A 12,752-nucleotide genomic window follows, 5' to 3' on the forward strand; every position below is an offset into this window, starting at 1 on the left:
AGCAGCGGTAGCGGAAAATCGGCACAACGTACTGCAGGGTTGAGGTCAGGCGGGGCAAGCCTCCAGGTAGAACGCTTGCATCGAGCGCAAACGCTGGCGGATCTCGTCGACCCAGACCTGTGGGGCATGTAGGCGGATGTTGTCGTTGAGCGCGAATATCCACCACAGCGTTTCCCGGTCCAGGGGCACCTTGGCGCGTAATCGCTTCCAGTCCTCTGAAGGCAGGTCAGTCAATTCCTGTTGCTGGCTGAGAGGCGTCTCGTGCAACAAGGTGGCGATCTGTGGATGAACATCGGCGATCAGTTCTACATGGGCGTCGGACTGGCGCAGGTTGAATACGCCGCTGGCGATGTAGTCGTCGACATCGAAGCTGCTGTGCAGCTCGGCAGCTTCGCCGAGCACTTCGATTTGCTGGATGCGATGCAATGCAAACTGGCGCAGGTCACTGTAGTCATCAACCGTCGCAACCAGGTAGCTGATGGCATGACGCGATACCAGCCCGGCCGGATGCAGGCGAAATTGCTTGATGGCATCTTTGCTGCGGCTTCGATAGCTCACCTGCAGTTGCCGACGCTCCAGCAACGCGCTGGATACCTGTGCCCATACCTCTGGCAACACCGCAGCCGGGATCAAGGTTTTACCGTTGGGCAGTGCACGAACGCGCCGGGCCCAATCGGCCAGGCCATTGGCCCCTACGCCATGCAGGTAGTTACGGGCGCGGCGGAACTGCGGGCCCAGTTGGTCCAGGACTGTTTGCGGCAATAAGGCGTGCAGATGGTTTTCGGACAGGTAAAGCGCCAATGCCGTAGGCGCATCCATGTCTTGCAGCTGCAAGGGGGCGTTACGAGTGAAGCTCCAGCGGAAAGGCATCTCGCTGTCGTCGCACACGAGGGAGAAGGGGATGGACAACCGATTCAGGTCGCGTTGAATGGAACGCAGCGTGACCGAAAACCCGCGATCGCGAAGCTTCTCCAGCAACGTGGGGGTGGCAATGCGCTGTGGCTCTGTCGGGATAAGACGGAGCAAGGCAAACAGTCTGAGCAGCGTGTCCTTCGCTTGTGACATGAAAACGACCTTGTTCTGGATCACCGGCTGCCCGGCACGACTTCTAGCTGTGCGGATCGTACCGGTGAATGGTGGCCATATGCTAGTGGTAATGGCGGTTTAATGGCGCATTTGCGCGTCAATTTTTATCGCCTTTGGTATTACGCGGGCTTTGCGGGCTCACTGCCGTTGCGCTTTTTCGCGTTTGAGCTCGCTGTACTCGCGATACCACTCGTATCCCTTCTTCACCACCACGGCAAAGCCGATGACTGCAAACAGGTCTCTCATCTCGTTTTCCTCCTGGCTTGGTGTGGGTAGTTTTTGCCAGGAGGGCGACAACCTGTGTCGCTGGGGGGGCTGATTGGCGTTGCACATTGCGTGAACGCCACGCTTATCAAGGTCTCCTCACCCCGACCGCCCAAACCGCTTGCGATACTCCGCCGGCGTCACCCCCACATGCTTCACGAACGCCCGCCGCAACGTATCCGCATTGGCAAACCCGCACAGCGCCGCCACCTGCTTCGGTGCCTCTCGCCCAGCCTCCAGCCGCGCCCGCGCAGCATTCACCCGCGCCAGCTCCACCCACGCGGCCGGGGTCATGCCCACATCACCCTGAAACACCCGTGCAAAATGCCTCGGGCTCAGCCCAACCCGCGCAGCCAGGCTGGCAACCCCGTGGTCCAGTGCAGGGTTGGCGGCCACGTAACGCTGCAACCCCTGCAATGCCGAACGCCCAACCGGTGATGTCCCACCTTGCCGGCTGAACTGCAGCTGCCCGCCAGGCCGCTTGAAGTACATCACCAGGTGCCCGGCAACCTGCTTGGCAATATCCCGCCCCAGGTCTTCTTCCACCAGGGCCAGTGCCAGGTCCAGCCCGGCCGTTACCCCCGCAGCGGTACGCAGGTTGCCGTCATGCACCTGAATGGCGTCGGCATCCACCTGCACCCGCGGATAACGCTCGGCCAACGGCTGCGCCACGGCCCAATGGGTGGTCACACGCCGGTCATCCAGCAACCCGGCAGCCGCCAGGGCAAACGCCCCCGTGCACACCGAGCCGTAACGCCGGCAAGCGCCCGCGCGTTGCCGCAGCCAGTCGAGAATGCCGGGGCGCAGGTACTGCTCGGCAGCCTGCGGCGTGCCGGCGACCAGCAAGGTGTCGATGGCTTCCAGGTCTTCGCCGATCCAGCCGTCGGCGACCAGGCGCGTACCGGAAGAGCTCACCAGCGGCCCCGGTTCGCAAGCCAGCAACAGCAGGCGATAGGCGTCACGGCCGGCCTGGCGGTTGGCTTCGGCGAACACATCGAGCGGGCCGCAGGCATCCAGCAGTTGTACGCCGGGCATGGCCAGGATGGCGACCGTGATGGGGGCAGAGGGCATGGTGGCTCCGGGCGTTGCGCCGCAAGTCCGTAATCCGCCGACAATGGCAGTATCTGGCGCTACAAGTCAATTGAGGACATTGGCTCACAGCAGCAGACTGGGCTCGTCATCAACCCACCCAGGAGCGACCATGTCCTCATCCATCGCCGGTATCCAGGTGCCCGACAGCGCCATGGCTCGGGAAATCACCGAGCTCGTCCGTGACACGGCTTCCCCTTTGCTGTTCCACCACTCCAGCCGGGTGTTCTACTTCGCGGCCCTTGCCGGGCAGCGGCTGGGGCTGCGTTACGACAGTGAACTGCTGTACGCAGGCTGCATGTTCCATGACATGGGCCTGACCCATCAGCACAGCAGCGATTGCTGCCGCTTCGAGGTGGACGGTGCCAATGCGGCGCGCGATTTCCTCCAGCGCCACGGCGTGGACGAGCGCGATGTCGAGCGAGTGTGGACGGCGATCGCGCTGCATACCACGCCGGGCATTCCAGAGCACATGCACCCGCTGATCGCCCTGGTCACGGCGGGGGTGGAGACTGATGTGCTGGGGCTGCACCACGAAGGGCTGGGGATTGCCGCGCGGGACGCCGTGGTCCAGGCGCACCCGCGTGGGGAGCGGTTCAAGGAGGCGATCATCCAGGCGTTTTACGACGGGATCCGGCACAAGCCGCAGACCACGTTTGGCAACGTGAAGGCGGATGTGATCGCGGACAAGGAGCCTGCATTCCGGCCTGGGAATTTCTGCAGCGTCATTCGGCAGTCCTGCTGGGCCAGCTGAGTAAAGCGGGCGGGGGCTGCAGAGCGGCCCCAGCAATTTCAACTGTTGCGCATCAATCCTGGGGCCGCTTTGCGGCCCTTTCGCGACACAAGGCCGCTCCCACAGGTTCAGCGACAACCTCGGGAGCAACGCTGTACCTGTGGGGCACGTCGAGCGCAGAGTCCGCTACCGAACGCTCGCGATTCGCCACCCCGAACGGCACATGCACCATCGGCAAATCCCCCGCCGGCGATTGCAAATGGCTGCGCTGGTCATCAAAGAACACATGCGGCTTCAGTATCGACAGCACCCTGGGTTTTTCCATCCCGCCCAGAAAGAAGCACTCGTCCGGCGATACGCCCCAATCCTTCAACGTCGTCACCACCCGCTCGTGCGAGGGGGCATTGCGCGCCGTCACGATGGCAATCCGCAAGATGCGCTTGTACGCCGGGTCCTCGGCCAACTTGCGGTCTTCGAGCATGCGAATCAGCGAAAGCTTGCGGTACAGGTCCGCCAGCGGCCCCGGCGAATGCGGGATGCCCTTGCGCACGCGTTCATGCTCCTGAAACTCGTCCAGGTTGTCGTCGCGCTTGTACACGCGCTCGGCCTCGTCATCGGCAATCACCCCGTCAAAGTCGAAGGCCACCCGCAATTCGGTGTCGATCTCGTCATCGTAGATGCGTGTCGGCAGCACCCGCCCGGCGGGGTAGTTGGCGTCGATGGCTTTCTGTACATCCTCCTCGTTGGCGCTGAGGAACAGCGAGGCATTGAACGCCGGGATGTACTCGTAGGGCGAGCGGCCCGACATGAACGCCGCGCGGGTGATGTCCAGCTGGTAGTGGCTGATCGAGCGAAACACCCGCAGGCCGGTTTCCGGCGAGTTGCGCGACAGCAGCACCACCTCCACCGGCAACTGCTCGGGGAAGGCCTGGTTGATGCTCAGGAAGCGGCGAATGAACGGGAATGCCACACCCTTGGGGAAGGGTTCGTCCAGGTTCTGCTGCTGGTGCTGGCGGTATGCCTCGACGCCCTGGGTCTGGTAGATGTCGTCCGAGACGGTGAGGTCGAACAGCGCACTCGAAGCAACGCCGATGACCAGTTTCTGTTCGATGGGGTAGGGCATGAAGTAACTCCTGAACATGAGCCGAGGGCAAGGGATCCTGTACAGCAGGATTTTGTAGGAGCAGCCTTGTGCTGCGAAGAGGCCGGTACAGGCAACAGATATGCATTGTCAGTACGGGCCTCTTCGCAGCACAAGGCTGCTCCTACAAGGCTGCGGGCTGGCCTGACAGTTGCTCCACCAGAAAATCCACGAACACCCGCACCCGCGCCGGCATCGCCGGGCCGCCGACGAACACCGCATGGATCGGCTCGCAATCACCTGGGTTGTACGCCTCCAGCAACGGCACCAGTTGCCCGTTGGCCAGGTCATCGGCCACGGTAAAGGTACCGATGCGCGCCACGCCGGCGCCGAGCCTGGCTAACTGCGCCAAGGCCTCGCCGCTGCTGCATTCGATATTGCCCGTCACTTTCAATGAAAAAACCTGCCCGTCGCGGCGGAACGGCCAGTCGGGTGCGGCGCGGCGGAAGTTGAAGCGCAGGCAGTTGTGTCGGGCCAGGTCCTCCGGCAGAAGCGGCGTACCGCAGCGCGCCAGGTACTCGGGCGAGGCGACGATCACCTGGCCGGTTTCGCCAATGGCGCGGGCGCTCAACGAACTGTCCGGCAGGTGGCCGAAGCGCAGCGCCACGTCGGCCTGACCGCCGAGAATGTCGGCCACTTCGTCGCTGAGGGTAAGGTCGACCAGCACCTGCGGGTAGCGCGCGCTGAACGCCGCCAGCAACGGCACCACGGTCAAGCGGCCATGGCCCAGCGCTGCGCTGACTCGCAAGCGCCCGCGTGGCACGCCCTGGTCGGTGATGGCCTCCTCCACTTCGAGCATGTCGGCCAGCACCCGCCGTGCACCACGCAGGTACGCTTCGCCCTCGGGCGTGAGGGTGATCGCCCGGGTGGTGCGCAGCAGCAGGCGGGTGCCCAGGCGCTGTTCGGTGCGCGCGAGGATCCGGCTCACCGCCGAAGGCGTCAGGCCCAGCGCCCGGGCGGCGGCGGACAGGCTGCCCTCCTGGGCCACCTTGGCAAATATTTCCATCTCTCCGGATCTTCCACTGAAGTCCATTTGTGCCTCTTCAGCAAAGGTGGTTCGCAAAAATGCAGTCTAGTGTGGCTCAGACTTGGATCGTAGCATTTGCAGCACAGATAAGGAGCTTGCCATGCGTATCAATCCACCTCTTGTCGCACTCGCCATCGGTGCCTTCGGCATCGGGGTCACCGAGTTCGCCCCCATGGGCATGTTGCCCAGCATCGCCACCGACCTTGGCGTCTCCATCCCCGCTGCCGGGCTGTTGGTCAGTGCCTATGCGATCGGTGTGCTGATCGGCGCACCGCTGATGACCCTGGCCACGGTGAAGATCCCGCGGCGTTACCTGCTGATCGGGCTGATGGCCATCTTCACCCTCGGCAACCTGATGTCGGCCCTGGCCAGCGACTACGCCAGCCTGCTGGTCGCCCGCGTGGTCACCTCGCTGAACCACGGTGCGTTCTTCGGCATCGGTTCGATCGTCGCGGCCAGCGTGGTGCCGCCCGAGAAGCGCGCCGGGGCCGTGGCCGCCATGTTCATGGGGTTGACCCTGGCCACCATCGGCGGAGTGCCGCTGGCGACCTGGTTCGGTGAAATGCTGGGCTGGCGCACGGCATTCTGGGGCATCGCCGGGCTCGGCCTGGTGGCAATGACCACCCTCTGGTACGCACTGCCCAATGTGCCGTCGCCCAAGGGTGGCGGGGCCATGGCCGAAATCCGCGTACTGGGCCGCGGGCCGGTGCTGGCGGCATTGCTGCTGACCGTGGTGGGCTCCAGTGCGATGTTCACGGTATTCACCTACATCGCGCCGATCCTGCAGAGCGAAGCGGCAGCGTCCACCACCTTCGTCACGGCCATGCTGGTGTTGTTCGGTGTCGGCCTGACCTTGGGCAACGTGTGGGGTGGCAAGGCGGCGGACCGCTCGATCGACCGTACCCTGATGCTGTCGCTGGCCGTGCTGATTGCGGTGCTGCTGGTGTTCCCGCTGGTGATGGACTGGCCGCTGCCGACTGCGCTGGCGATCCTGGTGTGGGGCGCTGCCAGCTTTGCCCTGGTGCCGCCGCTGCAGATGCGGGTGATGGAGGCGGCCAAGGATGCGCCCAACCTGGCGTCGGCGGTGAACATCGGGGCGTTCAACCTGGGGAATGCGATTGGTGCGGCGCTGGGTGGGGCGGTGATCAATGCCGGGCTGGGGTATTCGGCGGTTTCCCTGGCGGGGGCGGCGATGGCGGTTTTGGGCCTGGTGATGGTGCTGCTGTTCGCTTGGCGGGGGCGGGCGGGGGCTGCGGCGAGTCAGGTTGCTGTGTAACAGGTGGAGATCTTCGGGGGGCGCTTTGCGCCCCATCGCGACACAAGGCCGCTCCTACAGGAAGACGCGATTCCTTGTAGGAGCGGCCTTGTGTCGCGATGGGCTGCAAAGCAGCCCCACAGTTTTGCCCATCACGGCGTACCGTTACGGCCATGCAGGTGATAGGCCGGGCGCTCGCTCAGCCGCTCGTAATAATCGCGCACGGCCGGCAGGTGCGGGTGCTCGAACGGCGTTTCGAACCAGCGGTTGACCGACAGGCCAATGGGGATGTCGGCCAAGGTGAACTGGCTGCCGGCCACATAGGCACCGGTGTTTGCCAGCTGGCGGTCGAGAATGTGCATGTAGCGCGCCCAGTCCGCGCAGCCGGCGGCCAGGGCCTGTGGGTCCTGGTGGGCGGGCGAGTGCCTGACCAGCGACATGAACGCGTAGCTCCAGGAACGGTTGAGGTCCGAGGCCTGCCAGTCGATCCACTGGTCGATCCTGGCCCGCGCCTGCGCTTCGCCCGGGTAGAACCCGGTGGCGCCATAGCGCGTGGCCAGGTAGCGGATGATGCTGTTGGATTCCCACAGGGTGAAGTCGCCATCCTGGATCACCGGGATCATGGCGTTGGGGTTTAACGCAAGGAACTCGGCGCTGTTCGTGGGCTTGAAACCCGTCCCCCAGTCTTCGCGCTCGAACGCGACCTCGAACTCGGCGCACGCCCACAGGACTTTTCGTACATTGATGGAGGAGGCTCTGCCCAGTATCCGTAGCATGGTGTTCATCCTTGTGGGGGGAGATTGATCGTCCGTCACTGCCGGGCGCCGGTCAAGCGCCTGAGTGGTGGCGGAGCATCCCCTTTGTAGGGTTCTTGTAGTCCATTTCCGAAAGTAAGCCTTTCCACCCTCAAGGTTATTGTGGCGGGGCAGGCAGCGCCCTAGTCTCGGCACGCTCGTAACCCCGAGGAATGGACATGGACAAAGACACTCCGAAAGAAAGCAGCAACCTCAATGTCGTGCGTGCAGCGGGCCGTTTTGGCAACGGCGGCGCCGAACTGGTTCAGATGAACGCGCAGCTGCCAATGCGTACGGCGCTGATGGAGGCCTCGAGCATCATGGGCTGCATTACCGAACTCACCCGCAAGGCCATCGACCGGCCTGGTGACCGCAAGGCGATGATGCAGGCCACGTATTACCTGGCAGGCATGGCCAAGGCGCTGATCGACGGCCAGTTGCAGCAGTTGCGCCAGGCTCGGGGAGGCGAGCAGGAGCCTTAGTCAGGCTTGCCTGGGGACCATGAACTTGGCACCCTTGGTCAGTTTGAATCTCTGTATCACGACAGAAGGAAGTTCGCATTGAGCTGGGACAAGGTGGGGAAACTCCTCGTAGCCGTGCTGCTTGGCCTGATGGTCCTGCTGGCCGCCTATGGGTTGCTCAGGGGCAACCCGCGCCTGGAGGCATCGCTGACCTATGCCTACCTCACCTATCCCAGCCAGTTCAGCGAACGCATCACCAAAGCCAGCGAGCAGCTCAAGTACGAGCAGTTGCAGGGGCGTATCAATTCAATCAGCGAGGGCGGGCTGAGCCACGATCAGGTCGAGCGGCTGATCGAAATGGCCCAGGCGCCGTATGCCCAGCTGTTCGCCAAGCCCTTCGAGGCCGGGCTGGTCGACCACCGTACCGGTCTGCTCATCGAGCTGCGCAACAGCGGTGATGCGCAGGTGCGCCAGGTGAAAATCCGCCTGCCGGCGAAAGGCCTTGTGCAGGTGCGCGATGCAGCTGGCAATGACACCATCCTGGAAACCTCCACCATGCAAGCGGACATCCCCGTCATCGAGCCGGGTGGCGCGTGCAAGGTATGGGTGTATTTCGATGCGGACTACTCACAGATCCGCCAGGGCGGGGTCAGCATCAGTCACGCCGATGGCAAGGCTGACATACAGGTTTACCGCGAGGTCATCGGTTTCCCGGCCTGGGTGGCCCGTTACAGCCGCGAGCTGATGGTGCTGCTGGGCGTATTGGCGGCCAGCGTGCTGGGCCTGGGGTATGCCTGCCTGTCGCGTCGTAACCCGCACTGAACGCCTCACCTGTAGGAGCAGCCTTGTGCTGCGAAGAGGCCGGTACTGACTGAACATGTGTATCGCCTGTACCGGCCTCTTCGCAGCACAAGGCTGCTCCTACAAGGAGTTGTGCAGGCTGTCAGTGAGCCATACTGCGTCCCAGTGTGGATAATCGCCAATCTCTGCTACCAGGCCAGCCCGCAGAGGGTTGGCAATGATGTATCGGGCTACCTTGCGCACATCATCGTCCTGGCGCAGCGCTCGGTCATGAAACCCGCGTTGCCAGACTTGGCCCGGGCTCACGCCCGCCTTGCACAATGCCGTACCAGATCGCGATTTGAACTGCCGCATCAGGCTGCTCAATGTGACAGCACGCAGCTCTACCAGCCAATGCAAGTGGTCAGGCATCAGCACCCAGGCAAGTGAGCGGCAAGCACCAAGTCGTTCCGACTGCCTCAGCTCCCTGATGACCAGGCGAGCGGTACGAAGATCCTGAAACAGCGGCTTGCGTGCATGGGTGACAGTGGTCAGCAGGTACAGCCTGCCCCGCTCTGAAAAACGCCCCCGGCGTAGCAGGTTGGCCTCAGCACGATCCATGTAGTGTTCCTCGCATCCGTTTCGTGTGGGATACCTACAATAGAGACTCCAGACGCTACCGACGTTGGCAGATCGTTACCCTGTTTTACAGCCATACACCTTTGTAGGAGCAGCCTTGTGCTGCGAAGAGGCCGGTACGAGCGATACACATGTTTGGTCAGTACCGGCCTCTTCGCAGCACAAGGCTGCTCCTACAGAAAAGGCGAAAATGCGTGTTTCTGGGGCAAAGGACATTTGCCGCAAACTCAACAATCGCCCGTTGACAACCCTCTATAGTGCTCGGCATTACAAGACCCATGCCGAGCCTGCCCGATGATCCCCTCCCTGGACTCCATTTTTTCCCGCCTGCGCCTGCGCCAGTTACGCCTGCTCATCGAACTGGACCGTTGCGGCTCCCTGCACAAGGCGGCGGAGGCCATGGCGATTTCCCAGCCTGGGGCCACCAAGGCCTTGCGCGAGGTGGAAGAGGTGCTGGGTGTTCCGTTGTTCCAGCGCCTGCCCAGCGGCCTGGTGGCCAATGACGTAGGCCGTTGCGTGGTGCGATATGCGCGCTTGATTCACAGTGACCTGGGGCATTTGCGCGAAGAGGTTCTGGGCATCGTCCAGGGCCAGGGTGGGCGGCTGGCGGTGGGTAGCATCATGGGTGCCATGCCGACCCTGGTCGGTGCCCTCGGGCGGTTGCGCCGCAAGCAGCCGCAACTGGCGGTGGAGATCGCCGAGAACACCAGTGCCAACCTGCTGACCCAGCTTGATGAAGGGCGCCTGGACCTGGCCATCTGCCGGCCAGGGCTGGGCCGCAACGCGGCGGACTACGCCTTTGTCGAACTGGCCCAGGAGCCGCTGGCGGTGGTCGCGCACCCGCAGCACCCGCTGGCCGGTGCGGCGGCGCTGGAAGTTGGCGACCTGAGCCAGTACCGCTGGATTGTCTACCCGGCCAACATGCCCATGCGCCAGGCGCTGGAGCGTGAGTTGAGCGAGGCGGGGGTGGAGGTGCCACGCTACCCGCTGGAAACCTTCTCCACCTTTGCCACCTTCATGCTGCTGGAAGACGACCCGACGCTGGTGGCGGTGATCCCCAGCGCCGTGGCGGCCTTTGCCGAGCAGCGCGGGTTGCTGGTGTCGCTGGCAGTGAAGCTGCGGGCACTGAGCGAGCCGTTCGGGATCGTGCACCGGGTAGCCGCGCCGCTGTCGCCGGCGGCGCGGTTGCTGGTGGAGGAGCTTACGGCCGGTTGAGCCCTGTTGCGGCCCCCTATGGGAGCGGGTCTGCCCGCGAAGAATACGACGCGGTGGATGGCACCGGCTGCGCCGGTGTTCGCGGCCACGGCCGCTCCCACAGGTACAGCGTGTACCCGAAGCCCGCTTAGTACCTGTGGGAGCGGGCATGCCCGCGAAGCAGGCGACGCGGTGGATGGCACCGGCTCTGCCGGTGTTCGCGGCTAAAGCCGCTCCAACAGGTACAGCGTGATCCCGAAAGCCTGCGCCGTACCTGTGGGAGCGGGTTCACCCGCGAAGCAGGCGACGCGGTGTATGGCACCGGCTGCTCCGGTGTTCGCGGTCACGGCCGCTCCCACAGGTACAGCGTGAGCCCGAAAGCCTGCGCCGTACCTGTGGGAGCGGGTTCACCCGCGAAGCAGGCGACGCGGTGTATGGCACCGGCTGCGCCGGTGTTCGCGGCTAAAGCCGCTCCCACAGGTACAGCGTGATCCCGAAGCCTGCGCCGTACCTGTGGGAGCGGGCATGCCCGCGAAGCAGGCGACGCGGTGGATGGCACCGGCTCTGCCGGTGTTCGCGGCTAAAGCCCACACAGATACAGCGTGAGCCCGAAAGCCTTCGCCGTACCTGTGGGAGCGGGTTCACCCGCGAAGAATACGACGCGGTGGATGGTACCGGCTGCGCCGGTGTTCGCGGCTAAAGCCGCTCCCACAGGTAAAGCGTGAACCCGAAGCCCGCATAGTACTTGTGGGAGCGGGCATGCCCGCGAAGCAGGCGATGCGGTGGATGGCACCGGCTGCGCCGGTGTTCGCGGCTGAAGCCGCTCCCACAGGTACAGCGTGAGCCCGAAGCCTGCGCCGTACCTGTGGGAGCGGGTTCACCCGCGAAGCAGGCGACGCGGTGGATGGCACCGGCTGCGCCGGTATTCGCGGCTGAAGCCATACAGGGATCTCGCAATCTCGATCTCAGAACTGCCGCTCGCGGTAATCGATCAAGCTGGAAAACACCGCAATCAACACCGCAGCCACCACAAAGAAGATCAGCGCAAAGAAGTAATCCCCGGTGAACTGCACGATCAGCCCGATCACGATCGGCACCAGTACCCCGGCCATGTTGCCGCAGAAGTTCATGGTGCCACCCAGCACGCCGGTGCGCGACGGCCCGCCGATGATCGCCGGCAGGCACCAGTACATCCCGCACCAACGGATGAAGAACATCGCCACGCACAGCAGGCTGATCACCGCGACGGTCTCGCCCACATAGGCTGCCGCCAGGATGCACAGCGCCGCCACCAGCGCCGAACCGCTGAACATGGTGCGCATCACCAGGTTCGGCGAGGCACCGCTGGCCCGCCAGCGGTCACCGATCCAGCCGCCGATCAGTTCGCCGACAAACCCGCACATGAAGATCAGGAAGGTCGCCCCGCCCATGGCCGAGATGTTCAGGCCGTGGGCCTTGTGCAGGTAGCTCGGCATCCAGGTCAGCAGGCCGTAGAACACTGCCAGGATGCAGCTGTAGCCGGCGAACATGGCAAAGATCGAACGGTCCTTGAGCAGCTCGCGCAGCGGCAGGCTGGCCTTGGCTGCCGCGGCATGGGCGCTGGCGTTGCCTTCGGTGATGTGGCGCAGTTCGGCCTCGTTCACCCCCGGGTGCTCGCTGGGATGGTTGCGGATGTACTTCCACGCCAGGATGCCGGCCAATACGGTGCCGACCCCGGCCACCACGAAGGCCAACCGCCACGAACCCAGCCAGGCAATCAGCCCGGAAATCAGGATCGCCCCCAGGGCGCTGCCCAGCGGCGCGCCGCCATCCACCAGCACCGCGCCACGGCCACGTTCGTTAGGCGTCAGCCAGGCGCCATTGAGCTTGGCCCCAGCGGGCATGATCGGCGACTCGGCCACGCCCAGGCCAATGCGCGTCAGCAGCAGTACCAGCCAGTTGTGCGAGGCCGCGCCCAGTGCCTGGAACAGGCCCCAGGCCACGGTTGCCGCGCCAATGATGCCGCGGGTGTGGAAGCGGTCCAGCAGCATGCCGCCAGGGATCTGCATCAAGGCATAGGACCAGAAGAACGCACTGAGCATCAGCCCTTCCATGGCCGGCGTCAGGTTGAATTCGGGGGCGATCAGCGGCAGCGCCACCGACAGCGAGGCGCGGTCGATGTAGTTGATTGCGGTCAGCAGCAACAGGATCAGGAAGATGCGCCAGCGCACTGTGGTCATCGGGGCCGCAGCGGGCAGCGCCAGGTCGGCCGGGGAGGGGATGGTCTTCATCGCAGGAGCTCGTTGTTGT

General features: G+C 64.2%; 12 protein-coding genes. 5 read left to right on the forward strand and 7 right to left on the reverse strand.

The annotated features are described in order from the left end of the window. Positions 1–45: 45 nt before the first annotated feature. Entirely contained in the window at positions 46–1,065 is a 1,020-nt protein-coding gene (locus ABIB24_RS12820; RefSeq protein WP_354316563.1) for a helix-turn-helix transcriptional regulator, read from the reverse strand. A gap of 384 nt (positions 1,066–1,449) precedes the next feature. After that, positions 1,450–2,421: a GlxA family transcriptional regulator gene (locus tag ABIB24_RS12825; RefSeq protein WP_075044779.1), complete on the reverse strand. Its 972-nt coding sequence runs from the start codon at positions 2,419–2,421 to the stop codon at positions 1,450–1,452. Between the two features lie 130 nt (positions 2,422–2,551). Between ABIB24_RS12825 and ABIB24_RS12830 the strand changes: the two genes are divergently transcribed. Continuing rightward, a complete protein-coding gene (locus ABIB24_RS12830) occupies positions 2,552–3,193 on the forward strand; it encodes an HD domain-containing protein (protein WP_025338578.1) in 642 nt (213 codons plus the stop codon). Positions 3,194–3,245: 52 nt separating this feature from the next. Here the strand turns inward: ABIB24_RS12830 and ABIB24_RS12835 are convergent, their stop codons facing one another. Both ABIB24_RS12835 and ABIB24_RS12840 read right to left on the reverse strand, forming a co-directional pair. Then, entirely contained in the window at positions 3,246–4,295 is a 1,050-nt protein-coding gene (locus ABIB24_RS12835) for a 5'-nucleotidase (RefSeq protein WP_085592344.1), read from the reverse strand. A gap of 142 nt (positions 4,296–4,437) precedes the next feature. Continuing rightward, positions 4,438–5,346, reverse strand: a complete 909-nt coding sequence (locus ABIB24_RS12840) for a LysR family transcriptional regulator (protein WP_274079625.1) — start codon at positions 5,344–5,346, stop codon at positions 4,438–4,440. A gap of 94 nt (positions 5,347–5,440) precedes the next feature. Here ABIB24_RS12840 and ABIB24_RS12845 point away from each other — a divergent pair, with 94 nt between their 5' ends. Further along, complete coding sequence (locus ABIB24_RS12845; protein ID WP_085721565.1) at positions 5,441–6,616, forward strand: MFS transporter; 1,176 nt, start codon at positions 5,441–5,443, stop codon at positions 6,614–6,616. Positions 6,617–6,747: 131 nt separating this feature from the next. Here ABIB24_RS12845 and ABIB24_RS12850 read toward each other — a convergent pair whose 3' ends face one another. After that, entirely contained in the window at positions 6,748–7,371 is a 624-nt protein-coding gene (locus ABIB24_RS12850) for a glutathione S-transferase family protein (RefSeq protein ID WP_137163562.1), read from the reverse strand. A gap of 197 nt (positions 7,372–7,568) precedes the next feature. Between ABIB24_RS12850 and ABIB24_RS12855 the strand changes: the two genes are divergently transcribed. Beyond that, the gene (locus tag ABIB24_RS12855; protein WP_025338583.1) at positions 7,569–7,871 is read left to right on the forward strand and encodes a DUF3077 domain-containing protein; all 303 of its coding nucleotides are present in this window, start codon (positions 7,569–7,571) and stop codon (positions 7,869–7,871) included. 78 nt (positions 7,872–7,949) lie between these two features. Next, positions 7,950–8,672 carry a hypothetical protein gene (locus ABIB24_RS12860; RefSeq protein ID WP_137163563.1) on the forward strand — a complete coding sequence of 241 codons (723 nt, stop codon included), beginning with the start codon at positions 7,950–7,952 and terminating at the stop codon, positions 8,670–8,672. 99 nt (positions 8,673–8,771) lie between these two features. Here the strand turns inward: ABIB24_RS12860 and ABIB24_RS12865 are convergent, their stop codons facing one another. Then, the gene (locus ABIB24_RS12865) at positions 8,772–9,251 is read right to left on the reverse strand and encodes an REP-associated tyrosine transposase (protein WP_354316551.1); all 480 of its coding nucleotides are present in this window, start codon (positions 9,249–9,251) and stop codon (positions 8,772–8,774) included. A gap of 312 nt (positions 9,252–9,563) precedes the next feature. Between ABIB24_RS12865 and ABIB24_RS12870 the strand changes: the two genes are divergently transcribed. Beyond that, positions 9,564–10,484 (forward strand): LysR family transcriptional regulator, encoded by a 921-nt coding sequence (locus ABIB24_RS12870; protein WP_354316552.1) that lies wholly within the window; start codon positions 9,564–9,566, stop codon positions 10,482–10,484. Between the two features lie 944 nt (positions 10,485–11,428). On the opposite strand, the gene ABIB24_RS12875 is transcribed toward ABIB24_RS12870, so the two are convergent. Then, a complete protein-coding gene (locus tag ABIB24_RS12875; protein ID WP_013972035.1) occupies positions 11,429–12,733 on the reverse strand; it encodes an MFS transporter in 1,305 nt (434 codons plus the stop codon). Positions 12,734–12,752: the final 19 nt, after the last annotated feature.

Origin of the sequence: Pseudomonas sp. UYEF17 (assembly GCF_040546125.1) — a bacterium.
Taxonomy (GTDB): Bacteria; Pseudomonadota; Gammaproteobacteria; order Pseudomonadales; family Pseudomonadaceae; genus Aquipseudomonas; species Aquipseudomonas putida_Z.